This is a genomic window from Blautia sp. MB18-30 (genome assembly GCF_023669475.1).
Classification (GTDB): domain Bacteria; phylum Bacillota; class Clostridia; order Lachnospirales; family Lachnospiraceae; genus Blautia_A; species Blautia_A fusiformis.
In genome coordinates, this window is the sequence record NZ_JAMOYY010000009.1 from 37,240 (window position 1) to 61,519 (window position 24,280).

Here is a 24,280-nt window from a genome sequence, read left to right on the forward strand (position 1 = left end):
GATTTTTTCACCTTGACGAACGGATGTTCTGGCAGTATACTGATAAAAAATCAGAAGTTTTACAGCGGAATAAGAGAGGTAGATTCTGCTGTTGAGAAGAATACCGGAGTATTTTTTATGACCGGACAGAGTAGGAGGCTTTCATGTCAGCAGAAGCAAACGATAAGAAGCGTTTTATCAGGATACGCGGAGCCAATGAGAATAATCTTAAGAATCTTAGCGTCGATATTCCCAGAGACCAGTTTGTGGTACTTACCGGACTCAGCGGCTCCGGTAAGTCATCTCTTGCATTTGATACCATTTATGCAGAGGGACAGAGACGTTATATGGAGTCACTTTCTTCCTATGCGAGGCAGTTCCTGGGACAGATGGAGAAACCGGATGTGGAGAGTATCGAGGGCCTTCCGCCGGCAATCTCCATTGATCAGAAGTCAACGAACCGGAATCCCCGTTCTACAGTGGGTACGGTAACGGAGATCTACGATTATTTCCGACTTCTGTATGCCCGTGTGGGAATCCCGCACTGTCCCAAATGTGGAAGGGAAATCCGCAAACAGACGGTAGATCAGATGGTGGATCAGATCATGACGCTTCCGGAACGCCAGAAGATCCAGCTTCTTGCACCGGTAGTGCGGGGCCGCAAGGGAACCCATGTTAAACTTCTGGATCAGGCCAGAAGAAGCGGATATGTGAGAGTGCAGATTGACGGAAATCTCTATGAGCTTTCTGAGGAGATCAAGCTGGATAAGAATATCAAACATAACATTGAGATCGTTGTGGATCGACTTATTGTGAAACCGGGAATAGAGAAGCGTCTTTCCGATTCTATTGAAACCGTGCTGGATCTGGCGGATGGTCTGCTGGTAGTAGACACTATGGACGGGAAGCTTCTGAATTTCAGTCAGAGTTTTTCCTGTCCGGATTGCGGCATCAGCATTGATGAGATCGAACCCAGGAGCTTTTCCTTTAATAATCCATTTGGTGCCTGCCCGCAGTGTCTGGGTCTTGGATATAAGATGGAATTTGATATCGATCTGATGATTCCGGATAAGAAACGGAGTATCAATGAAGGGGCTATCGCTGTTCTCGGATGGCAGTCCTGTACTACGCAGGGAAGTTTTTCCAGAGCAATCCTGGATGCCCTGGCAAGGGAATATGAATTTTCTCTGGATACACCTTTCTGCGAGTATCCGAAGAAGGTACAGGATATCCTCATCCATGGTACCGGCGGTCATTCTGTGAAGGTTTATTATAAAGGACAGCGGGGAGAGGGCGTTTACGATGTGGCGTTCCCGGGACTGATTCGCAATGTGGAGCAGAGATACCGTGAAACCGGTTCCGAGGCCATGAAGCAGGAATACGAGAGCTTTATGCGGATTACTCCGTGCACCACATGTAAGGGACAGAGGCTGAAGAAGGAGTCACTGGCAGTGACCGTGGCGGATAAGAATATTTATGAAGTGACCAATATGCCGGTACAGAAGCTGCAGGGCTTTTTCCGCGATCTGAAGCTTTCAAAGCAGCAGGAGCTTATTGGAAGACAGATCCTGAAGGAAATCCGCGCCAGGGTTGGATTTCTGGCAGAGGTTGGCCTGGAGTATCTTTCACTTGGAAGAGCTACCGGAACCCTTTCCGGCGGAGAAGCTCAGAGGATCCGTCTTGCCACACAGATCGGATCCGGGCTTGTGGGGGTTGCATATATCCTGGATGAGCCGAGTATCGGGCTTCACCAGAGAGATAATGACAAGCTTCTGGGGGCACTGATGCGTCTCCGTGATCTTGGCAACAGTCTGATCGTGGTGGAGCATGATGAAGATACCATGCGTGCTGCAGACTGTGTCATCGATATCGGCCCCGGAGCCGGAGAACATGGCGGACAACTGGTCGCAATGGGGACAGCTGAGGATCTGATGAAAAATGAGCAGTCTGTGACAGGAGCTTATTTAAGCGGAAGGCTGAAGATCCCGGTACCGGAAGTGAGGAAGGAACCAACCGGATTTCTTCATATAAAGGGTGCGGCAGAGAACAACCTGAAGCATATCGACGTAGATATTCCTCTGGGAGTGATGACCTGTATCACAGGTGTTTCCGGCTCCGGTAAGAGCTCTCTGATCAATGAAATCCTGTACAAGAGACTTGCCAGAGACTTGAACCGTGCCAGAGTGATCCCCGGGAAACATGATGACATCCTGGGTATCGATCAGCTGGATAAGGTGATCAATATCGACCAGTCCCCGATCGGAAGAACTCCCCGTTCCAATCCTGCCACATATACCGGAGTTTTTGACCAGATCCGTGATCTTTTTGCAGCCACCGCAGATGCCAAGGCAAAGGGCTACAAGAAAGGCCGTTTCAGTTTTAATGTCAAGGGCGGACGGTGCGAGGCCTGCAGCGGTGACGGAATCATCAAGATCGAGATGCATTTTCTTCCGGATGTATATGTGCCTTGCGAAGTCTGCAAGGGCAAACGCTACAATCGTGAGACTCTGGAAGTGAAGTATAAGGGCAAGAGCATTTATGATGTATTGAATATGACTGTGGAAGAAGCACTGACATTTTTTGAGAATGTACCGTCGATCCGGAGAAAGATCGAGACCTTGTATGATGTAGGGCTTTCCTATATCCGTCTGGGTCAGCCCTCCACCACTCTTTCCGGAGGAGAAGCACAGCGTATCAAGCTTGCCACAGAACTCAGCAAGCGCAGTACCGGAAAGACGATCTATATCCTGGATGAGCCTACCACAGGACTGCACTTTGCGGATGTCCACAAGCTGATCGAGATCCTGCGCCGTCTGTCTGAAGGAGGAAACACCGTTGTGGTCATTGAGCACAATCTGGATGTGATCAAGACGGCAGATCATATTATTGATATCGGACCGGAAGGCGGTGACAGAGGCGGAACGGTAATTGCCAGAGGAACTCCGGAGGAAGTAGCAGAGAATCCGGTTTCCTACACCGGTAAATATGTGAAAAAATATCTGGAACAGAAATAACCGGTAAAAGTTCTTTTCAATTTCTGTGGTTTTGTATATAATGAAGTGCGGGAACGTTCCGGCACAGACCGGAACAGAATAAGTCATAAATGCGTCAGCATACAGAATGCGTATGACGCAGGCGGGAGGATTTATGCCGGCAAAGGATATTGGAATCGATCTGGGAACCAGAAACAGTCTGGTGTTTTCCACAGGCAAGGGAATCGTTTTAAGAGAGCCCTCTGTGGTTGTTTATGATAAAGATACAGAGAAGATCAGAGCAATCGGTGAGGAAGCCAGACAGATGGCAAGCCATCTGACTTCCAATATGGAAGTGATCTGGCCAATCCGAAGAGGTGTGATCGTAGATTATAATGTAATGGAAAAGATGCTGAAATATTTTATTTCACAGGCTATGGGACGGAGAGCGTTCCGGAAGCCGAGAGTCAGCATCAGTGTTCCGAGCGGGATCACAGAGATTGAGCGTAAAGCAATTGAGGAAGCTGCCTATCAGTCAGGAGCCAGGGAAGTTTTTCTTGTGGATGAGCCCATTGCTGCTGCTATCGGGGCAGGTGTAGACATTACCAAGCCATTTGGCAATCTGATCGTGGACATCGGTGCAGGGACCACGGATGTTGCGGTCGTATCCGTAGGAGGTGTGGTTGTTTCCGCATCTGTGAAGGTTGCAGGAGATAATTTTGATCATGCGATCATGAATTATGTACGTGAGAAGCACAGCCTCTTTATCGGGGAGGATGCAGCGGAGAATATCAAGATCAAGATCGGAACAGCCAGTGAAGAAGCGGATCTTCGCACGATGGAGGTCAAGGGCAGAAATATCATCACAGGACTTCCGAAGGTGGCAACACTGACTTCTGAGGAGATCCGGACCGCTTTGCGGGAAACGACCGGACAGATCGTAGAGACAGTCCATGGCGTTCTTGAGAAAACACCGCCGGAGCTGGCGGCAGATATCATGGACCGAGGAATCGTTCTTACAGGCGGAGGTGCCATGCTGCATGGAATGGATGCATTGATCGAGCAGAAAACAGGAGTCAGCACATTGACTGTGCAGGATGCAATGCTTGTAGTGGCTGCCGGAACAGGAAAATATGCGGAAATCATGTCAAGGATGTAAACCGTTATGAGTCGTCTGGACGGCACAGGGTCAGAGAAGAGACTGCCGCAGGAAACTCATACAGATAAGGCGCTGCAGCTGCAGTGCCTTTTGCTGTTATCAGAGGTTTACAGATGGAGAAAAAAATGAGTGAGACAGTTACAGGATATATAGATCATGTGATCTTCCGAAATGAAGATAATGGATATACGGTCATGGTACTGAAAGGGATGGAAGAGGAACGGGAACTGACCTGTGTGGGGACATTTCCTGCGATCACCCAGGGGGCTGCCATTGAAGCTTCCGGAAATTATACAACACATCCGGTGTATGGCAAGCAGTTTCAGATAGCCTCCTACGTAGAAAAAATGCCGGAGGATGCACTGGCCATGGAGCGTTATCTGGGTTCCGGTGCGATCAAGGGGATCGGAGCGGCACTGGCAGCCAGGATCGTACGTCGTTTCGGTGATGATACTATGCGTATTGTAGAGGAAGAGCCGGAGCGGCTGGCTGAGATCAAGGGAATCAGCGAAAAAAAGGCCATGGAGATCGCAGAACAGATGACGGAGAAAGCAGATATGCGCCGCGCTATGATCTTTCTCCAGAAATACGGGATATCACTGAATCTCGGCGCAAAGATCTATCAGAAATATGGGCAGACTGTATATGGAGTCCTGCAGGAGAATCCGTATCGCCTCGCAGAGGATATCAGTGGTGTGGGATTCCGTATCGCAGATGAGATCGCTTCCCGGATCGGGATCCATACAGATTCAGATTACAGGATAAGAAGCGGAATGTTGTATACTCTCCTACAGGCTTCAGGAGAAGGCCATATCTATCTCCCGAAGGAGGAACTTTTTTCCAGGGCATCCGGACTTTTGGGAGTAGATTCCTCCTACATGGAAAAACATCTCATGGATATGGTAGTAGACCGGAAACTGATCCTGAAAGAAACAGAAGACGGTGCAGTTGTCTATCCCACACGATATTATTATCTTGAGCTGAATTCAGCCAGAATGCTCTGTGAGCTGAACATCCTCTGCCCGGAAGATGAGGAGATGATGGAGAAACGGATCAACAGGATCGAAAAGGAGACAGGAACCCGGTTAGATGAAATGCAGAAACAGGCAGTGGCGGCAGCTGCCAGTCATGGTCTGTTCATTCTGACCGGCGGGCCGGGAACCGGAAAGACTACAACGATCAATGCGATTATCCGTTATTTTGAAGAGGAAGGCGCTGAGCTGCGGCTTGCAGCTCCCACCGGCCGTGCAGCCAAGCGAATGACAGAGGCTACCGGATACGAGGCTCAGACGATCCACAGACTTCTGGAGCTGAATGGAATGCCGGAGGAAGAGCAGGAAGGCCGTGCAGTTCATTTTGACAGGAATTCGGAGAATCCGCTGGAAGCGGATGTGATCATCATTGATGAGATGTCCATGGTAGATATCGCACTGATGCATTCATTGCTTCTTGCAGTGACAGCAGGGACCAGACTGATCCTGGTAGGTGATGAAAATCAGCTTCCCAGTGTAGGCCCGGGAAATGTTCTGAGGGATATTATCCGCAGCGGCTGTTTTCCGGTAGTAGAGTTGAAAAAGATTTTCCGCCAGGCATCTGAAAGTGATATTGTGGTGAATGCACATAAGATCAACCGGGGCGAGCAGGTGACCATCAATAACAAGAGCCGGGATTTCTTTTTTCTGAAAAGATATGACGCGGACATCATTATCCGTGTGGTGATCGCACTGATCCAGGAGAAGCTTCCGCGTTATGTAGATGCAAAGCCCTATGAGATCCAGGTGCTCACGCCTATGCGTAAGGGACTTTTAGGTGTGGAGCGGCTGAACCAGATACTTCAGAGATATCTGAACCCGCCGGATGAAAAGAAAAAGGAGAAAGAGATCGGACAGCGCCTTTTCCGTGAAGGGGATAAGGTGATGCAGGTGAAGAACAATTACCAGCTGGAGTGGGAAATCCTTGGACGATACAAGATTCCTGTGGATAAAGGTGTGGGCGTGTTTAATGGAGATACCGGTATTATGACGGAGATCAATGAATTTGCGGAAACGGCCACCGTGGAATTTGAGGATGGCAGACAGGCAGAATATTCCTTCAAACAGCTTGAGGAACTGGAACTTGCCTATGCAGTGACCATACATAAGTCCCAGGGCTCAGAATATCCGGCAGTGATCCTTCCGATCCTTTCCGGACCAAGGATGCTGATGAATCGGAATCTTCTGTATACAGCAGTGACCAGAGCCAGAAAATGTGTTACCGTAGTAGGCAGCGAGACCACTTTTGCGGAGATGATCCGTAATGAAAAACAGCAGCAGAGATACAGCTCTCTGGACAGACGGATCCGGGAGCTGGATGAATCTGAACAGAAGGAGAGCGCCATCGGGGAGAAAGGACTTTCTTGAAAAAAACAGCAGATTTTTTACTGGACATGCTTTACCCGAAAAAATGCCCGCTGTGTCATCAGATACTGAAAGAAAAAGACCGGCTGATCTGTCCGGAGTGTTCCGGAAAGGTCAGGCCTATATCCGGTCCCAGGTGTATGAAATGCGGAAGACCGGTAAAAATGGAAGAGGAATACTGTGAAGATTGCCGCAAGGGTGCCCATCATTTTACGGAGGGCAGAAGTATTTTCTGGTACGGAGAGGTCTGGAGACAGTCTCTGGTACGATTTAAGTATTACGGATGTCGGGAATATGGGGATTTTTATGCAAAGGCAATGAGCGTCTTCGGAAAAAAATATCTGGAACGGTGGAAGCCTGATCTGATCGTTCCCGTTCCTCTGCATCCCAGAAAAAAAAGGATGAGAGGTTTTAACCAGGCAGCATATCTGGCAGAAAGGCTCAGTGTTCTTACGGGGATCCCATGGAATGAGCATCTGGTAAAGAAGATACGAAGCACAAGATCTCAGAAAAAACTTAATGCCATACAGAGGCGTCAGAACCTGAAAAATGCATATCAGGTAACCGAAAAGATCCCGGGTTTTTCTGTACTTGTGGTGGATGATGTATACACAACAGGAAGTACGGCAGATGCCATGGCAATGTGTCTTCTTGAGGCCGGTGCAGAGAAAGTTTATTTTCTGACAATATGCGCAGGAAGGGCATGAAACAGCCGAAAAAACACTTTTCATAGGTATGGAACTATGCTACAATAAATTTGATTGCAGTTAAACAGTATAACTGTATGGAAAGCGTAATGCAGATCATATATCGGGGATTTTCCTGATAAAGAAAGCTTATGAGGAGTTATTTTTATGGTAAATGAAGAAAAAGTGAAGATCATGAACCGTCTGGCCATGTATGAGCATGGAGAAGGCAGGAAGTATCTTCCGGTGAGCAGATATTATCGAAGTGATTATATTGGACTTGCACTGATCAGAAACTTTTTTCTGGTAACGATCGGATATATATTGGGACTTGCAGGCGTTGCCGCATATTTCAGCGAATATCTTATGGATAATGTGAATAAGATTAATCTGGTCGAGGTTGGGATCTATATCATCGTCGGTTATCTGATCGTGCTTGTTGTATATTCGATACTGACCTACATCCAGTATTCTGTGAAATATTTCCGGGCAAAAAAAAGTGTCAGGGAATATTATCAGGATCTTACAAGACTGGAAAAAATCTACGGGCGGGAGGAAAAAAGAAATCCGGTCCGGAGAAATGCAGGAGGACATAGAAAATGACAGCTTTACTTGAGATCAAACAGAATATCAAAAGATTTTACGGACAATATGAAGTATATATACTGCCGGTCCTGAAGTTTGTTCTGGCATTTGCCTATTTTCTCTGGATCAACAGCAATATGGGCTACATGAAACAGCTGGATAATATTTTTGTTGTCCTGATCCTGGCGCTTGTATGTTCGATCCTTCCGGTTTCCGTGATGATGTTTATGGGATTTGCGTTGATGATCGGGCACTGTTATGCAGTCGGGATCGAAACGGCAGGATTTATGCTGCTTCTTATTCTGTTTATGCTGATCCTGTTCCTAAGATTCAGCAGGTCACAGAATCTTGCAATGATCCTTACACCACTTTCCTTCGGATTTGGTGTTCCTGCACTTATGCCGATCGGAGCAGGCCTGCTGGGTAGTGCATTGTCAGCGCTTCCGGCCGGATGCGGTGTTGTGATCTATTATTTTATACGGTTTGTACATGCACAGTCGGCGGCACTCAGTGATCCTGCCGCAGAGATCACAGAAAAACTGAAGCTGATCTCTGACGGACTTGTCCACAACTGGGCAATGTGGATCACGGTGATCGCGTTTGTGGTAGTGATCCTGTTTGTGAACCTTCTGAGAACACGGGCGTTTGATTATGCATGGAGGATCGCTGTCATTGCCGGCGGCGTGATCTATATCCTGGTTATCCTTGCCGGAGATTTCTGCATTAGTATTACGGTAGCCATGGTGCCGATGATCCTGTCCACAGTGATCTCCGTACTGGCAGGATTTGTTCTGGAGTTCTTTGTTTTTGGCGGAGATTACAGCAGAACAGAACGTCTGGAATATGAGGATGATGAGTACTATTACTACGTAAAAGCCGTTCCGAAGGCAACGGTCGCCACTTCTGAGAGAAGCATCAAAAAGATCAATGCGGAGCCGGTAAAAGAAGAAAAAAAAGAAGACAATGTTGTGTCTTTCAGTGATGATGTATTTCCTGAGAAGAACGAAATGCATACAGTAAAGATGCCGGATATGGTTTCCGAAAATACAGTAAGTGAGAAACCGCAGGGATTGGACAAGATCGATTTCGAAAAACAGCTGGAGGAATCGCTGAAGGATCTTTAAACAGGAACGATTGGAATAGCTCAGGAAGAAAGGAGGAGACTTATGCAGAATGTGCTGACAGTTGTGGCCGGATATCTGGGGAAGATTTCCCTTCCGGGATTTGGCGTGATAGATATCATTGAGATCGGACTGATTTCCTTTTTTGTATATCAGTTTATGGCATGGATTAAATTTACACGTGCATATACCCTTCTGAAGGGCATTTTGATCGTCCTTGGATTTATCCTGGTCGCATATATCTTCAAAATGAATACGATCCTCTGGATCTTCCGGAACCTGGCTAATGTGCTGGTGATCGGTGTGATCGTAATCTTTCAGCCGGAGCTGAGGAAGGCGCTGGAGCAGCTGGGACAGAAGAAGTTTGTTTCCAACATTATTCCCTTTGATTCCGGCAGGGAAGTGCAGGAGCGTTTCAATGACAAGACTATCAACGAACTGGTAAAGGCCTGTTTTGATATGGGTGAAGTTAAGACCGGAGCACTGATCGTGATCGAGGAAGAGATCCGGCTTGACGAATATGTGAGAACCGGTATCAATATTGACGGTATCCTTACCAGTCAGCTGCTGATCAATATTTTTGAGCATAATACACCTCTTCATGACGGAGCGGTGATCGTGCGTGGGAACCGTGTAGTAGCAGCAACCTGCTATCTGCCTCTTTCAGATAATATGGAACTGAGCAAACAGCTGGGAACAAGACACAGAGCAGGTGTGGGTATCAGCGAAGCTACGGATTCTCTTACGATCATTGTTTCGGAAGAGACAGGACAGGTTTCAGTGGCCAGAGGCGGAGAACTGTCCAGAGGGCTTAACAGCAAGCAGCTTCGTGAAGTACTTGTTTCTGCTCAGAATAAAAAGGTTGTTGACAACGGTAAGCTGAGAAATCTGCTGAAAGGGAGAGTGAAACATGAAGAAAAATCTGACTAAGAACATCCCTTTGAAGATCATGTCGATTATTGTGGGAATCCTGGTGTGGCTGATCGTAGTAAATGTTGATGACCCTATCATTACGAAAGGCTTTGTGATCTCAGATGTGCAGATCATTAACGAAGCTTATGTGGATCAGCTGGGTGAGATGGTCATGCAGGATGACCGTGAAAATTCCGTACGTGTTTATATTACAGGTGATCGGAAGACAGTCAACCGTCTCACCTCAAGTGATATTAAGGCAGTTGCGGATCTGCAGCAGGCCCAGTCTACCGATACAGATCCTGTAATGATTCCCATTACAGCGACCTGCTCCGGGATACTGCCGGAAAACATTAGTGTATCACCGCAGAATCTGAGTGTCCATCTGGAAAAAAAGGTGACCAAAGAATTTGCGATCAATGTTACCAGTGATGACAGCAAGCCGGCACAGGGGCTGGAGATTGCTTCGCTCACCGCAAATCCGGAAAAAGTCCGTATTACAGGACCGGAATCTCTGGTTGGTAAAATAGATAGTGTGAGTGTGGATGTAAGTTCAAAACTTGACGGGATCGATCAGGATACGATGATCACGGACGCAGAACTGACTATCACAGATAAGAATCAGGACACTCTTTCATCAAATTCCATGAGCTATCTGAAATTTGACAACAACGGAAAGGTTAATGTCACGGCAAAGCTCTGGAAGGTGCGTTCTGATATACGGATCAGTGCGGGATATACAGGGGAACCAGCAGAAGGCTATGTTGTGGATAGTGTCACAACAGTACCGGAGACTTTCAGCGTAGCCGGAAGTGAGGAAGCACTGAACAATCTGAAACTTCAGGGAAATACCATTTATCTAGACAATGAGAATGTGGATATTTCAGGAAAGAGCAATGACGTGGAAAAGAAAGTAAACCTGTCAGAGCTTCTTCCGGATGGCCTCAAGCTGACATCAGGATCCAGTACGGACCTCTGGATCACAGTCAATATCCTGCCGGAGGGCAGTAAGATATACAGCTTCCCGACAGAGGATATCAAAGTAAAGGGTCTGCCTGATGATCTGCAGCTGGCATTTGAAGTTGCGGATATTGAACTGAAGGTGCAGGCGGAAGAAGGAGATCTTTCCCAATTTGATCTGAAGTCGGTGGGAGCAGTACTTTCCATGGATGACTGGGAGGAGGGAAGCTACGAAGTACCGATCAAAATCAGTCTTCCGGAAGGCTACAAGCTGCTGGAGGATGTAACCGCCGAGATCAAAATCTCCAAGGTTTCCAATGTAGACAGCAGCAGTCAGTAAGTAATCACAGCTTTGGACAAGGCTTGAAGGATAAGTAATATAAAGGGAGACAGCAGCAATGTTAAGTTATAAGGTAACGGTCAGGAACCCGTCAGGGCTTCATCTTCGTCCCGCAGGGCTTTTGTGCGGCGAGGCAATAAAATACAAATCGTCCATAACATTTCAGTATGCCGGAGGTACAGCGAATGCCAAAAGTGTTCTGAGTGTTCTGGGTGCCTGTGTTAAAAGCGGGGATGAGATCACACTGGTCTGCGAGGGTGAGGATGAACAGGCTGCGATAGATGCGCTTGTGGCTCTTATCGAAGGCGGACTGGGCGAATGATACGTAACAGATACAATAATTATTTACAGCAGCATGATCAGGAGGGATTATTGTGAAGAGAAGAGTTGTGGCAATTTTTCTCAGTCTGACATTATGCATGGGCGGAACTTTGGAAGCCGGCGCTGCGGCTTTGGAAAGTACAGACGTGCAGATGGCAGCAGAGACAGCCGGCGATCCGGCTGAGGATGTATTCAGTGATGAAGCGGAAACGACTGTACAGCAGCCGGAGACAGAAGCGGATCAAACAGGTAGTACTGACAGTACAGACAGTTCAGAAGAAACACCTGTTACACCGGAGAACCCCGCAGAGACACCGGATGTTATAGAAACACCGGAGATTACAGAGACACCGGAAACTACAGAAGCACCGGATGCGACAACAGAAGACAGTACAGATCCGGGCGATGATTTCAGTGCAGGTGATGCACAGGAACTGGATGCACCGTCAGCAGATACCGCAGTACAGAACAAAGTAGAGAACAACAAGGCAGAGGAAACTTCTGCTACCGGAGCATCACTGGTAAACGGTGTAGTCGTTGCCAAGACAAGTGACTGGGTTTCTGCAAACGGTTTTTACAGACTCCGCAAAAAGAAGGTTGCTGCATCTGCAGCCCCGGAGGGAAAAGCTTCTGAGGATCCTGCAGAAAGTAGCGAAGAAGAGCAGAAAACAACAGTTGATGAAACAGCTGCAGCAGCACAGGAGGTACAGCAGACTGAAGAGCTTCCGGATGGTGCAGCAGAGAGTGAGCAGGCTCAGGTACTCCAGAATGAGTCAGCAGAAGGAGAGCAGGAGACTGCAGCAGAAGAAGTTTCTACAGAGGAAGTATCCGCAGCAGAAGCTTCTGCAGAGACAGCATCCGCAGATGTAGTGTCTGCAGAGGAGACATCCGCAGAGACAGCACCCGTAGAAACAGAGACGGCAGTCGAAACATCAGAGAGCGTAGATAACGCAGAGACTCTTGCCCAGGATGAAGGGAACGCTTCTCAGGTATCAGAGACAGGTTCCATCGAAGATAATTATTTTACTGCGCAGGATGGTCTTCTTAAGATCAATACCAACGGACATGTGGGATATTATCTTTTTAATGAAGACGGATATCTGGTAACCGGCCGTATGACCCGTGAGCCAGGTGCAGCAGGTTATACCGGAACACAGAAGACAGAATGGTATTTCCTCGAAAACTCCAAAGCTTCCCTGTATTCGGATTCCACCGGAAAAGCAATCACACCGTGGACATCCAATCTTGGCCAGCAGAAGAGAAATTACTGGTTATGGACAGGAACTGTTTTCCGCTATTATAATTCCCAGGGTGATTACAAATCCATAGAGGCTCAGAACCTTGTAGGCAAGATCAAGAAGATCGGAAATGCTTATTATACACTGATGCGTAACGGAAAACCGCGAACAGGAATCCTGAAGCTGACAACCGGTTCCACAACATATCAGTATTACTTCCAGCCGGCATCAAAGGCAGGAGAGATTCCAGGAAAGCTTTTTTATGGCGGATGGACATATGTTTTAAACAGCAAAAATCAGAAACGTTTTATCTATTGTAGTCCGAAGGCTGCCACACGTGGACAGATCATGAAACATGGAGTTTATGTATCACCTGTAATGTCCAAGAAATATCGATATATGCTGAATGCCAGCGGCTATGTTATGACGAATACAATGGCGAAGGCGCAGAATAACGCATATTATGTTTCAGACAGCAAGGGCCGCATCATTACAAAAAAACTTGTGAAGTATAAAGGCAGCAGATATTATTTCGGAGGCAATGGCCAGAGAGTTTCCTGGAAGAACTGCTGGCATGGCTGCCCGGGTGCATCCAACAAGATTTATTATTTCGGAAGCACAGCAGGAAAAGTTGTTGAAAAATATGGCTGGCAGAAGGTGACCGACGCAAAAGGCCAGTTCTTCGGATGGTTTTACTTTGACAAAAACGGAAACCACTATAAGAGCCAGATGATAACAAACAAGTCCTCCAAAAAGAGCTATTACTTTAATAGCACAGGACAGCTTGCAACAGGAAAAACAAAGATCGGCAAAAAATACTATTTCTTTGCAACATCAGATGCCAATGCGCACAGAGGCTGGATGTACAAGAGTACATTGATCCGTTACCAGAATAAGTGGTATTATGCAGGCGGCAACGGTGTTCTGAAAAAGTCAGGCTGGCAGAAGGTAGGTAAATACTGGTACTATCTGCAGAACTATACCGTTGTGACAAATAAATCCATGAAGCGTGGTTCCGTAAATGGTTATCTGGACAGCCAGGGACGTTTTTCCACCGGCTGGGTGATCGTCAGCGATTACTATGATCAGGTCAAATATATCGATCCGGACAGCGGTTCCAAGTATCTGACCAATACAAGCAGATGGATCGATGGAAAACTGTATTACTTTGATAAGGATGGTTACCGCCGTAATGATGTTTCCAGTATTTACGGAGGACCATATTACCTGGAGGTTGATAAGACCAACGGTGTTATGACTGTATACACAAATAGTAGCAAGACCATTCCGGTTAAGACAATCCGTGTTTCTGTAGGTCTCTCCGGAACACCTACATGGGATGGTACATACAGACTGACCCGCAGTCTGAGATGGCAGCCACTGATGGGACCGTCCTGGGGACAGTATGGAACACATGTTGACGGATGCGGACAGGGAGGAATCTTTATCCATTCCGTAGCCGGATCGACCAGGAGTGTTTATAATCTTCCGGCAGGCGAGTACCTGAAGCTTGGTCAGCCTGCATCTCACGGATGTATCCGTACCTGTGTGGCTGATGCGAAGTGGGTATTTGAGAACTGTAACGGTTCTACGATCCACATTTACAGCAGCGGAAATTACGTTAACAATGAATCCTTCAAGGGACCGTTAGGCCGCAGACCGCTGGCAACCTTCCGTGGAGCCGGAAACTTTGATCCTACAGACCCGGAAGTTCCGTGATCTTTACCGAACAGTACCAGAAAGAAATATATAGAATAACCGAAGACCGATGTTCAGCTGTATGAAGCTGACATCGGTCTTTTTCCATATATGGCTTTACTTTCCATTTTTTCATATGTATAATAAAAGTTATGCACAAATAAACAACATAATTTATGGAAGGAAACTAAAATGAAAAACTGGAAGAAATGGCTGGTGGCAGGCTGTATGGCAGCACTGCTGGGAATCGGAACAATGGGAACTACAGCGATGGCCATGGGCGGCGGAGGCGTAGACCGAAGCGAGGCAGTTGCTGAGGAAGAAAAGGTCCCCAGCGGGAAGGCAACGCAGAATTCCAGGGTAAGTTCAAAGGCCTGGAAGAAGATCAACGGTGTCTGCTATAACGGAAGCGGCCAGAAGCTGGAAGGTGCTGTCACACGTGGAATCGATGTTTCTGAGTGGCAGGATACCATCAACTGGAGCCAGGTCAAAAAATCTAATGTAGATTTTGCCTTTGTCAGGATCTCCTATGGTCTGAACCATCTGGATAAGACATATGATTACAACATGAAACAGGCAGAGAAGGCAGGAATTCCGACAGGAACCTATGTGTACAGCCTTGCGCTGAACACACAGCAGGCACTGAAGGAAGCGCAGCTTGCTATCCGTAAAATGGATGGATATAAAGTATCCTATCCGGTGGTTTATGACATTGAATATGATCAGATGCGCAATCTTTCCGCATCACAGATCGCAGATCTGGCAAAGACCTTCTGCAATGAGGTAAAAAAAGCCGGATATCATCCAATGATCTACTGCAATACAGACTGGTATGACAACAAGCTTGACTGGAGCAAGATGACAGGTTATGATGTATGGCTTGCGCGGTATGGTGATACGATCCCGGCTCCTGACAAGAAAAAGTACAAATATACCATCTGGCAGTCCACCGATGGTGACGGTGGCGGATATCTGAATACCACCAAGGGTCTGGTTGCGGGAATCCCGTCTTATTCTACTGTAGATATTGACTTCGGTTATGTTGATTATACCAAGATCATCACATCCAGATGGCATGCACAGACCGGATACAAGGCATCCACCAGACCGGATACCAGCAACTATAAAGGAAAAACCGGCTGGGCAACAGAGAACGGAAAGAAATTTTATTATGTCAATGGTGTCAAAAAATACGGCTGGGTTCAGGTGAAAAATAAGAAATATTATATCCATAAGACCGCAGGAATGTGCCGTTCAAAGCTGATCAGAGATTCCAAGAATATTTCCAGGTATGTAGATAAAAATGGAGTCCTTGTGAAAAATACCTGGATCACCTATAAGGAGAAAAAATATTATTTTGACAAAAACGGACATGCGTTAAAGGGCATGAAAAAGGTTGGAAAGGACTATTATTATTTTCAGGCCAAATACGGATACATGATGAAACACGTGCGGTACATGAACAGCAGGAATGATGTATATTATTTTGGCGGTGACGGCGTTATGGTCAAAAAGGTATTCTATACATGGAGCGGAAACAATGAAAGCCATACCTATTATTTTGGCTCCAATGGAAAGATGCAGAGAGGCTGGCTCAAACTGGACGGAAAGAGATATTATTTTGATCCGGAAACAGGAATCATGTACAAAAACTGTACTATTGAGAAAAACGGAAAGAGCTATACATTCGATGAAGATGGTGTATACACAACTGTATCCGCAGCAAATAAGAAAAAATAAAAAAATGCCGGCAGCTTTACGTACGCTGCCGGCATTTTTATGATCATAAGGTATAAACAAGGATTCCTAGAATGATGATCAGATTTCCAATAATCTTTCCGCGGGAAATCTTTTCTTTCAGGATCCGCCAGGAAAACAGCAGGACAAAAACATAGGCGGCAGTATCGATCACCGGTCCGAATTTCATATCCACTTTGGTGTAGCACCAGGTATTCAGGAGCAACACTCCAAAAAAGATACCATAGGCCAGGATCACCCGCCAGTTCAGATATTCCCGGAGGGGATTTTTGTATTCCATATTGGCACTCTGCTTCAGAAGTACCTGGGAAATTGCCGAAAAAAAGGTTCCGGCCAGCATGATCAGCATAAATGTTCTATTCATATCTCTGCACCATCCAGACTCCGATCAGAACGATCAGGATGCCGATGATGTTCTGAAGCGAAAGATTTTCGTGAAAAATGATCACAGCCCATACCTGGGACCACAGAAGATAGACGCTTTTGTTGGCGTAGGCCGTGGAAAGGGAAAATTTTTTGATCACCTGCTGCCATGCAATGGCGTAGATCCCACAGTTTGCGATCATAAGAAAAAGAAATACATAGAGAAGAGGACTATGAAGCCCTTCTTTATTGTAATAAACCGATGCAAGCTTGGAAAAAACGCTGGTAAGAGAAAACAGCAGGATATTCAGATGAAGCTGAATATAATCTTTGATTTTTGTCATGTTTCCTCCATATCATAAATGCGATTATCATAGACTGATAATCAATATATATCATCCGGCAGGTTTATGCAAGAAAATGTTTGAACAATGTAATGGTTTACAACAGGAAATGAAAATGATAAGATTAAACGATAAGTGTCAATTGATACAAAAGAGAGGAAAAACGATATGTGTTTATATTCAGTGGTTGTTCCTGTATACAATTCAGAACATACGCTGCAGGAACTGTACACCCGTCTGGAAAAAGTATTCCGGGAAACGATAAAAGAAGAATTTGAACTGATCCTTGTAGATGACGGGTCCAGGGACCGGTCTTTTGCGGTTATGCAAGAACTCCGGGAAAAAGATCCCCATGTCAAGATCATCCAGATGGCAAGGAATTTTGGACAGCATCCTGCGCTTCTGTGCGGATTTGCCCACGCAAAGGGAGAGTTCATCGTAACTATGGATGATGACCTTCAGCATCAGCCTGAGGAGCTCCCCAAAATGATCAATGTAATGAAGGAACGTGACGATGTGGATGTGATCATTGCAAGCTATGAAGGACGTAAGCATAATCTGATTCGGAAGCTGGGCACAAAGCTGTCTGTATGGGCAACTTCCAAAATGCTCGGCAAGGATCCGAACCTTCAGATCACCAGTTATCGACTGATCCGCCGGTTTCTGGTGGAAGCCATGCTGAAGACCAATACATATCTTCCGCAGATCGGAAATCTTCTGGTTTTAAGCTCCAACCGTATCATCAATGTTCCGGTGCAGCATGCAGCACGTGCATATGGAAAGAGCGGATATTCTTTTCGCCGCCTTGTGAAGGATCTCATCTATGATATTACTGCCCATACGGCATTTCCGTTGCTTATGGTGCGAAACATCGGCATTGCCAGTTTTCTGGTAAGCTTTTTACTGGGGATCTATTATCTGGTGAGATATTTTCTGTGCGGGATCTCAGTGGAAGGCTGGACATCTCTGATGCTTGTGATGCTGGCATTTTTCGGACTGACATTGCTTTCGATCGGGATCATCGGTATTTATCTCATGAATATTCTCAATGAGGCCAAAAAGATGCCGCACTATGTGATCCGTCAGGAGGAGACAGACTGATGAAAAAAGAGATCGGCGGCTATCTGGAACTGGAAGAACCGGCGGGACAGGAATACTATCCGGATCTCTGCGGCGTGAATCTCGGAAGAACAGCGCTTTTGTGGCTGATGGAAGCACGCAGGTGCAAAAAAATCTACCTGCCATTTTTTCTCTGCGATTCCGTAACCGGTGCCTGTGAGAGGTCCGGGGCAGAAATCGAATTTTATCATATGGATGAAGGGTTGCATCCGGTTCTTGAGGAGAGAACGCTTCCGGAAGGAGAATATCTGTATCTGGTAAATTATTATGGCCAGCTTACCGATGATAAGATCCGGAAATATAAAAAAATCTATGGAAATATCATTGTGGATCATACGCATGCGTTTTTTCAGAAGCCGCTGCCGGGTGTGGACACTCTGTACTCCTGCAGAAAATTTCTCGGAGTCAGTGACGGAGCATATCTGTCTACCGATGCGGAACTGGAACCGGAAAAGAAGCCTCTGGACCATTCCATGGGAAGAATGGAGCATATTCTGGGACGTTATGAATATGATGCCGGAACCTTCTATCAGAAAATGCTGGATAATGCAGCAAATTATCATGAGATGGAGATCCGCCGAATGTCCCGTCTGACCGGAAACCTCCTCAGGACTATGGATTATTCCGGTATCAAAGCAAGAAGAGAACAGAACTACCGTCTGCTGTCGCAGCTTCTTCCTTCAAGGAATGCTTTTACAGGGGAGGTGCCGGAGGGACCGTTTGCCTATCCGTATTATCATAAGAACGGATTAGAGCTTCGACGCTGGCTGGCAGGCCGGAAGATTTTTGTGCCGACAAACTGGCGTAATATCCTGGAAGAATTTGACAGGGATACCATGGAATATGACTGGGCTGCCAATGTGCTGCCGCTTCCCTGTGACCAGAGATACGGGGCAGAAGAAATGCAGTATATCGCGGATTCCATAAGAGAATGGGAGGAAACGGAATCATGAAACACAGATTGCTGATACTGGGAACGTTGGGAGAATTTGAGCAGCTGGTGCAGAAGGCCCGCGAAAAAGGATACTACACCATTGTCTGCGACGGATATCCGGATGGTCCGGCAAGAAAATTTGCAGATGAGGCATTTCAGATCCCGGTAACAGATACGGAACGGATCGCCTGTCTCTGCCGAGAAAAAGAGATCGATGGGATCATCACATCCTTTTCCGACCTTCTTCTGGAATGTATGGTAAAGATCGCGGACCGGGCAGGAATCCCCTGTTATCTGAAACCGGAGCAGCTTCCCTGGTATCGTGATAAATCAGTGACCAGAGCACTGCTTACTGAACTGGGACTTCCCACTCCAGGCTTTCGAAAAATCCCGATCGCATATTTTAAAGACAGGTCCAAAAGAACTCAGCTGAAAGAGTTGCTTGAGGGACTTCGTTATCCGGTAGTCAGCAAGCCACTGGATAAATACGGCTCCCGCGGGATCTATATATCCGAAGATCTGGAGGAGCTGATAAACGGGGCAGAAAAAACAGCAGGATTTTCTGATATGCCGGAGATTTTGGTGGAAGAATATAACGATGGCTATGAATTCAATATGATGACCTGGGTGCAGCATGGAAAGGTCCATGTGATCAGTATTGCAGACCGTGAAAAGACATTTGTTGCCAAAGGGGAGATCCCCATCAGCACAAGAAATGTGTATCCTTCCAGATTATTGTCAAAAGTTGAAAAGCCTGCCACAGAACTTCTTCAGGCATATGCGGACAGAACCGGTCAGAAAGATGGAGCCCTTTCCATGCAGTTTTTCTGGAAGCCGGGAGAAGGTATCCAGGTCTGCGAGATCGCCGCACGATTTTTCGGATATGAGCATGAATTGACCGATATGGTCTATGGATTTAATATGGAAGAGCTTCTTCTTGCATCTCTCTATGATCCGGATAAGCTGGAAAAAATGCTGGCAGAACACGATGTTCATAAACCACAGTGCTGTGGAGCTGTCATTTATTTTCAGGGAAGGCTTCTTACCATCGGGGATCAGTCTGCGGCAGTCCGGCTGGGAGAGAAAGAACAGGTGGAAAAGCCCTGGATCTTTTATCAGGAAGGAGAGAAGGTCATTGAGCATGGCCCTAATCCGTATCTGGCATTATATTATGTAAAAACAGAGAATCGTAAGGAAATGGATCTTCTCACAGAAGAGTTTTATGAGGAAATGCATATTCTGGATCCCAACGGCCAGGAGGTGGCATACCATAATCAGATCCCGGATTATGCACCGGCAGAAAAATAGGCATTGAATTTACAACATGAGTGTGAGAAAATGGAATGTACAGTTAATGTAGAAAAACCATGAAGAATAAGAAATAAAGAGGAAATACATGATTGATTTTAACAGACCTGCGTTTACAGGTAAGGAATTTGAGTACATCCGTGACGCAGTAGAACGGGGAATGCTCTGCGGCGACGGGATCTACACGAAGAAATGTTCTGCATGGATGGAAGAGCGCTTTCATGTGGGTCATGTGATGCTGACAACCTCCTGTACCCATGCACTGGAGATGGCTGCTTTTCTGGCAGATATCCAGCCTGGCGATGAGGTGATCATGCCGTCTTATACTTTTGTATCAACGGCAGATGCATTTGTGCTTCGCGGTGCAAGGATCGTATTTGTGGATATCCGGCCGGATACCATGAATATTGACGAGAAGCTGATCGAACAGGCGATCACAGATAAGACCCGCGCGATCGTTCCGGTCCATTATGCAGGAGTAGCCTGCGAGATGGACACGATCATGGAGATTGCCGGAAGACATGATCTGAAGGTAGTGGAAGACGCGGCCCAGGGTGTGGATGCCTACTATAAGGGAAAAGCCCTTGGTACCATTGGAGATTTTGGCTGCTACAGCTTCCATGAGACTAAGAACTATACCATGGGAGAGGGTGGTGCGATCCTGTTCAACGGGGAGCAGTACCTGGAGAAGGCAGAGATCCTGAGAGAAAAAGGAACGGACCGCAGTAAGTTTTTCCGTGGTCAGGTAGATAAATACCGCTGGATGGATTATGGATCATCCTATCTTCCGAGCGAATTGAATGCGGCATATCTTTATGCCCAGCTGGAGCAGCATAAGAAGATCAGCGATAAGCGGATGCAGATCTATGATTTTTACAATGAGAACCTCAGGTTTCTGGCGGAGGAAGGAAAGATCCAGCAGCCTTATGTACCGGAAGAATGCACACATAATGCACATATGTACTACATTAAGGTACATGATATCCAGGTACGCACAAGGCTTCTGAAATATCTCCGCGAAAAGGATATCTGCAGTGTGTTCCATTATGTACCCCTTCATTCCGCACCGGCAGGAAAAAAATTCGGAAGATTTTCCGGAGAAGATGTTTATACTACAAAAGAAAGCGAGCGTCTTATGCGACTGCCTATGTTCTATAATCTGGATATGGAGGATGCGAAGAGAGTTGTGGATGCGATTGCTTCCTTTGACGGGTTTTGACAGAAGAAGGGGAGAGCTATGAAAAAAACAAAAAAATTACTGGCAGTTTTCGCAGCAGTCGGTGTGGCGCTGATGCTGCCGTTACAGACCATGGCTGCAGTGGATCTGAATGCGAAATATGATATCAGCACCAACCAGATCCAGGGATGGCCGGCAGGACCGGATATTACCTCAGATACCGGTATCCTGATGGATGCAGGCACAGGAGTTGTTCTTTATAACAAGGGCGGAGATGAACAGAGATATCCGGCCAGCATTACCAAGATCATGACCTTGCTGGTGGCAGTGGAGAACTCCACCATGGATGAGAAGGTGACCTTTACAGAGACCGGGGTGCGTAATGTTACGGCAGATTCCAGTAATATCGGCACAAAGGTGGGCGAAGTCCTGACTATGGAGGATTGCCTTCATGCTCTGATCATCCAGTCTGCCAATGACGTTGCGGCACAGATCGCAGAGCATATCGGCGGGACAGAGCAGGCATTTATCGATATGATGAACCAGCGCGCCAGTGAGATCGGATGTACCAATACACATTTTGCAAATTCCAGCGGACTTCCGGATGATAATCATTATTCTTCAGCACGGGATATGGCGCTGATCTTCCGAGAAGGCCTGAAAAATGAAACATTCCGTACGGTCGTGGGCACACCGGACTATATCATCCAGCCTACAAATATGAACAGCCAGCAGAGGATCCTGCATACTCATCATCCTATGTTTGCACCGGAAAGTGGATTTTACTATGAAGGCTGCATTGGTGGAAAAACCGGAACTACCGTTGCGGCAGGGCATACACTTGTCACAGGAGTGACCAGAGATAATACCACATATATTGCAGTGACTATGCGTGGAACAGAGCTTTCCAATTCCTGTATGGACAGTACAGCTATGTTCAATTACGCATTTGAGAATTTCACAAAAACAGAAGTAAATGGCGGCTATGTATTCCTTCCAAAAGGGGTGGAGCTGAATTCCCTTACCGAGAAGTCAGAGAATACCAATGGGAAAACAGAAACCGGTTACTATTTCGGAGATTATCTGATTGGTACCGCAAGTGTTGCACAGGCAACTGATACACCGGTACCGGAACCGACCGCGGCGGCAGAGGACAGCCAGGAAGCGGAAAGTTCTGAAGCGGAAGCTTCCACAGAATCAGCAGAGGAAGATAACAGCAAAATAACAGAGAAGAGTATAGCCGGAGAGGACACCAGCGAAAAAAAGAGCATTCCTGCCCTGCGTAAGATCCTTCTTATGATCATGGCAGCGATGATCCTGATCCTGATCGCCCTTCTTGCGGCTCTCAGAATAAAAGAAAAGAAACATCACAAATAAATCAAAACAGAAAAGGAGAAAGAAAAAATGGGAAAAATAAAAGTAACACAGTGCGGAGATATTGAAGGACTGAAAGTGATCGAGCCAACTGTATTTGGTGATTCCAGAGGATATTTCATGGAAACATACAATTATAACGATTTCAAGGAAGCAGGCATTGATGTGGAATTCGTTCAGGATAATCAGTCCAGCTCCCGTTACGGTGTTCTCCGCGGACTTCATTTCCAGATCAGCTATCCCCAGGATAAACTGGTACGTGTGGTAAACGGAGAAGTGTTTGATGTTGCGGTTGACCTTCGTGAAGGCTCCAAGACCTTTGGAAAATGGTATGGTGTAGTCCTTTCCGCAGAAAACAAGAAACAGTTCTTTATTCCTAAGGGATTTGCTCATGGCTTCCTGGTACTTTCCGAGAATGCAGAGTTCACTTACAAGTGCTCTGATTTCTATCATCCAAACGATGAGGGCGGACTGATCTGGAATGACAAGGACATTAACGTTGAGTGGCCGATCCCGGAAGGCATGGAGCTTATTTTCTCCGACAAGGACCAGAAGTGGGGAAGCTTCGAGGAATATAAGAATCGATAAGGAATTGCAGAATGAAGAAAATATTAGCTTTGCCGGCGGAGCTGTACCAGAATCGAAAGCTGGTTTTAAGCCTTGCAAAAAATGATTTCAAAACAAAATATGCAGGATCCTATCTTGGTATTGTCTGGGCATTTATCCAGCCTATCGTAACGATCCTGGTCTACTGGTTTGTATTTTCCGTAGGACTGAAGGCCGGAACGGTATCGGATTACCCTTTTGTACTCTATCTGGTATCCGGTATCGTGCCGTGGTTTTTCTTCCAGGATGCATTAAACGGTGGAACCAATGCCCTGATCGAATACAATTATCTTGTGAAGAAGGTTGTATTCAAGATCAGCATCCTTCCCATCGTAAAGATTATCTCCGCACTTTTCGTGCATGTTTTCTTTGTGGCCTTTGCACTGATCTTATGTGCATGCTACGGATATACACCAAGCCTTTATACACTGCAGATCATTTATTACTCTGTCTGCACCTTCCTTTTTGTACTGGGACTTGTGTATGCTACAAGTGCGATCGTCATTTTTTTCCGTGATCTGACCCAGATCATCAGTATTTTTCTTCAGGTGGGTGTATGGCTTACACCGATCATGTGGGATATCAATATGCTTTCTTCACATCCATGGCTGATCAAGCTGTTTAAGCTGAATCCGATGTACTATGTAGTTACGGGCTACCGTGATTCCATGCTTGGTCATATCGGGATCTGGAACCATGCTTCATGGACGATCTATTTCTGGGTAGTTACGATCCTGCTTTTCGGACTGGGATCTGTGATATTCAAACGTCTGAAGCCGCATTTTGCAGATGTGCTTTAATTGAATGCGGATGGCGGATATCCGCCTGATCCGGACCGGACAGTTCCCATGGGGGATTTGCTCTGTAAGGATAAAAAGCAGAACGGCGGCAGATTGTGAGAGTGAACGATTTACACAAAAGTGAGGTTGA

General features: G+C 46.4%; 20 protein-coding genes. 18 read left to right on the forward strand and 2 right to left on the reverse strand.

The annotated features are described in order from the left end of the window. Positions 1–143: 143 nt before the first annotated feature. The 11 genes from uvrA (at position 144) to NCY57_RS06030 (ending at position 16,107) form a co-directional block, all read left to right on the forward strand. A complete protein-coding gene (uvrA, locus tag NCY57_RS05980) occupies positions 144–2,993 on the forward strand; it encodes an excinuclease ABC subunit UvrA (RefSeq protein WP_110102816.1) in 2,850 nt (949 codons plus the stop codon). Between the two features lie 133 nt (positions 2,994–3,126). Next, a complete protein-coding gene (locus tag NCY57_RS05985; protein WP_022426956.1) occupies positions 3,127–4,110 on the forward strand; it encodes a rod shape-determining protein in 984 nt (327 codons plus the stop codon). Between the two features lie 125 nt (positions 4,111–4,235). After that, the gene (gene recD2, locus NCY57_RS05990; RefSeq protein ID WP_015527431.1) at positions 4,236–6,509 is read left to right on the forward strand and encodes an SF1B family DNA helicase RecD2; all 2,274 of its coding nucleotides are present in this window, start codon (positions 4,236–4,238) and stop codon (positions 6,507–6,509) included. Continuing rightward, entirely contained in the window at positions 6,506–7,213 is a 708-nt protein-coding gene (locus tag NCY57_RS05995; RefSeq protein WP_021651891.1) for a ComF family protein, read from the forward strand. Before recD2 ends, NCY57_RS05995 begins: the two co-directional genes overlap by 4 nt. Before the next feature lie 147 nt (positions 7,214–7,360). Next, entirely contained in the window at positions 7,361–7,795 is a 435-nt protein-coding gene (locus NCY57_RS06000) for a hypothetical protein (RefSeq protein WP_015527429.1), read from the forward strand. Continuing rightward, complete coding sequence (locus NCY57_RS06005; RefSeq protein ID WP_022426958.1) at positions 7,792–8,901, forward strand: hypothetical protein; 1,110 nt, start codon at positions 7,792–7,794, stop codon at positions 8,899–8,901. Before NCY57_RS06000 ends, NCY57_RS06005 begins: the two co-directional genes overlap by 4 nt. Positions 8,902–8,943: 42 nt before the next feature. Further along, positions 8,944–9,828 (forward strand): diadenylate cyclase CdaA, encoded by an 885-nt coding sequence (gene cdaA, locus NCY57_RS06010; protein WP_015527426.1) that lies wholly within the window; start codon positions 8,944–8,946, stop codon positions 9,826–9,828. Beyond that, positions 9,809–11,110 carry a CdaR family protein gene (locus tag NCY57_RS06015; RefSeq protein WP_059086146.1) on the forward strand — a complete coding sequence of 434 codons (1,302 nt, stop codon included), beginning with the start codon at positions 9,809–9,811 and terminating at the stop codon, positions 11,108–11,110. Before cdaA ends, NCY57_RS06015 begins: the two co-directional genes overlap by 20 nt. A 58-nt stretch (positions 11,111–11,168) precedes the next feature. Then, complete coding sequence (locus NCY57_RS06020; RefSeq protein ID WP_015527424.1) at positions 11,169–11,432, forward strand: HPr family phosphocarrier protein; 264 nt, start codon at positions 11,169–11,171, stop codon at positions 11,430–11,432. Positions 11,433–11,484: 52 nt separating this feature from the next. Beyond that, positions 11,485–14,388, forward strand: a complete 2,904-nt coding sequence (locus tag NCY57_RS16910; RefSeq protein WP_110102814.1) for a L,D-transpeptidase family protein — start codon at positions 11,485–11,487, stop codon at positions 14,386–14,388. Between the two features lie 171 nt (positions 14,389–14,559). Further along, positions 14,560–16,107, forward strand: coding sequence for a GH25 family lysozyme (locus NCY57_RS06030; RefSeq protein ID WP_250789552.1), 1,548 nt, complete (start codon positions 14,560–14,562; stop codon positions 16,105–16,107). A 43-nt stretch (positions 16,108–16,150) separates the two neighbouring features. Here the strand turns inward: NCY57_RS06030 and NCY57_RS06035 are convergent, their stop codons facing one another. Both NCY57_RS06035 and NCY57_RS06040 read right to left on the reverse strand, forming a co-directional pair. Beyond that, positions 16,151–16,489 (reverse strand): EamA family transporter, encoded by a 339-nt coding sequence (locus NCY57_RS06035; RefSeq protein WP_015527421.1) that lies wholly within the window; start codon positions 16,487–16,489, stop codon positions 16,151–16,153. Further along, a complete protein-coding gene (locus NCY57_RS06040; RefSeq protein WP_015527420.1) occupies positions 16,482–16,832 on the reverse strand; it encodes an EamA family transporter in 351 nt (116 codons plus the stop codon). Before NCY57_RS06040 ends, NCY57_RS06035 begins: the two co-directional genes overlap by 8 nt. A 168-nt stretch (positions 16,833–17,000) precedes the next feature. Between NCY57_RS06040 and NCY57_RS06045 the strand changes: the two genes are divergently transcribed. The 7 genes from NCY57_RS06045 to NCY57_RS06075 all read left to right on the forward strand — a co-directional run bounded on the left by NCY57_RS06045 (position 17,001) and on the right by NCY57_RS06075 (position 24,150). Beyond that, positions 17,001–17,933, forward strand: coding sequence for a glycosyltransferase family 2 protein (locus NCY57_RS06045; RefSeq protein WP_118368905.1), 933 nt, complete (start codon positions 17,001–17,003; stop codon positions 17,931–17,933). Next, entirely contained in the window at positions 17,933–18,904 is a 972-nt protein-coding gene (locus NCY57_RS06050; RefSeq protein ID WP_059086143.1) for a hypothetical protein, read from the forward strand. Before NCY57_RS06045 ends, NCY57_RS06050 begins: the two co-directional genes overlap by 1 nt. Further along, positions 18,901–20,193, forward strand: coding sequence for an ATP-grasp domain-containing protein (locus NCY57_RS06055; protein WP_250789553.1), 1,293 nt, complete (start codon positions 18,901–18,903; stop codon positions 20,191–20,193). The genes NCY57_RS06050 and NCY57_RS06055 overlap by 4 nt, the downstream gene beginning before the upstream one ends. Positions 20,194–20,281: 88 nt before the next feature. Further along, on the forward strand, positions 20,282–21,412 hold the full coding sequence (gene rffA / locus NCY57_RS06060; RefSeq protein ID WP_021651902.1) for a dTDP-4-amino-4,6-dideoxygalactose transaminase: 1,131 nt from the start codon (positions 20,282–20,284) through the stop codon (positions 21,410–21,412). Positions 21,413–21,430: 18 nt separating this feature from the next. Next, the gene (locus tag NCY57_RS06065; protein ID WP_250789554.1) at positions 21,431–22,747 is read left to right on the forward strand and encodes a D-alanyl-D-alanine carboxypeptidase family protein; all 1,317 of its coding nucleotides are present in this window, start codon (positions 21,431–21,433) and stop codon (positions 22,745–22,747) included. Between the two features lie 27 nt (positions 22,748–22,774). Further along, on the forward strand, positions 22,775–23,332 hold the full coding sequence (gene rfbC / locus NCY57_RS06070) for a dTDP-4-dehydrorhamnose 3,5-epimerase (protein ID WP_015527414.1): 558 nt from the start codon (positions 22,775–22,777) through the stop codon (positions 23,330–23,332). An 11-nt stretch (positions 23,333–23,343) separates the two neighbouring features. Beyond that, positions 23,344–24,150 carry an ABC transporter permease gene (locus NCY57_RS06075; RefSeq protein ID WP_015527413.1) on the forward strand — a complete coding sequence of 269 codons (807 nt, stop codon included), beginning with the start codon at positions 23,344–23,346 and terminating at the stop codon, positions 24,148–24,150. The last annotated feature ends 130 nt before the right edge of the window (positions 24,151–24,280 follow it).

Excerpts from the sequence above, each read along its gene's own strand:
- cdaA (WP_015527426.1), top strand. The coding sequence starts at position 8,944 with ATGCAGAATGTGCTGACAGTTGTGGCCGGATATCTGGGGAAGATTTCC.
- NCY57_RS06035 (WP_015527421.1), bottom strand. The coding sequence starts at position 16,489 with ATGAATAGAACATTTATGCTGATCATGCTGGCCGGAACCTTTTTTTCG.
- rfbC (WP_015527414.1), top strand. The coding sequence starts at position 22,775 with ATGGGAAAAATAAAAGTAACACAGTGCGGAGATATTGAAGGACTGAAA.
- rffA (WP_021651902.1), top strand. The coding sequence starts at position 20,282 with ATGATTGATTTTAACAGACCTGCGTTTACAGGTAAGGAATTTGAGTAC.
- NCY57_RS06005 (WP_022426958.1), top strand. The coding sequence starts at position 7,792 with ATGACAGCTTTACTTGAGATCAAACAGAATATCAAAAGATTTTACGGA.
- NCY57_RS06040 (WP_015527420.1), bottom strand. The coding sequence starts at position 16,832 with ATGACAAAAATCAAAGATTATATTCAGCTTCATCTGAATATCCTGCTG.
- NCY57_RS06065 (WP_250789554.1), top strand. The coding sequence starts at position 21,431 with ATGAAAAAAACAAAAAAATTACTGGCAGTTTTCGCAGCAGTCGGTGTG.
- uvrA (WP_110102816.1), top strand. The coding sequence starts at position 144 with ATGTCAGCAGAAGCAAACGATAAGAAGCGTTTTATCAGGATACGCGGA.
- NCY57_RS06015 (WP_059086146.1), top strand. The coding sequence starts at position 9,809 with ATGAAGAAAAATCTGACTAAGAACATCCCTTTGAAGATCATGTCGATT.
- NCY57_RS06055 (WP_250789553.1), top strand. The coding sequence starts at position 18,901 with ATGAAACACAGATTGCTGATACTGGGAACGTTGGGAGAATTTGAGCAG.
- NCY57_RS05985 (WP_022426956.1), top strand. The coding sequence starts at position 3,127 with ATGCCGGCAAAGGATATTGGAATCGATCTGGGAACCAGAAACAGTCTG.
- NCY57_RS06075 (WP_015527413.1), top strand. The coding sequence starts at position 23,344 with ATGAAGAAAATATTAGCTTTGCCGGCGGAGCTGTACCAGAATCGAAAG.
- NCY57_RS06045 (WP_118368905.1), top strand. The coding sequence starts at position 17,001 with ATGTGTTTATATTCAGTGGTTGTTCCTGTATACAATTCAGAACATACG.
- NCY57_RS06050 (WP_059086143.1), top strand. The coding sequence starts at position 17,933 with ATGAAAAAAGAGATCGGCGGCTATCTGGAACTGGAAGAACCGGCGGGA.
- NCY57_RS06030 (WP_250789552.1), top strand. The coding sequence starts at position 14,560 with ATGAAAAACTGGAAGAAATGGCTGGTGGCAGGCTGTATGGCAGCACTG.
- recD2 (WP_015527431.1), top strand. The coding sequence starts at position 4,236 with ATGAGTGAGACAGTTACAGGATATATAGATCATGTGATCTTCCGAAAT.
- NCY57_RS06000 (WP_015527429.1), top strand. The coding sequence starts at position 7,361 with ATGGTAAATGAAGAAAAAGTGAAGATCATGAACCGTCTGGCCATGTAT.
- NCY57_RS06020 (WP_015527424.1), top strand. The coding sequence starts at position 11,169 with ATGTTAAGTTATAAGGTAACGGTCAGGAACCCGTCAGGGCTTCATCTT.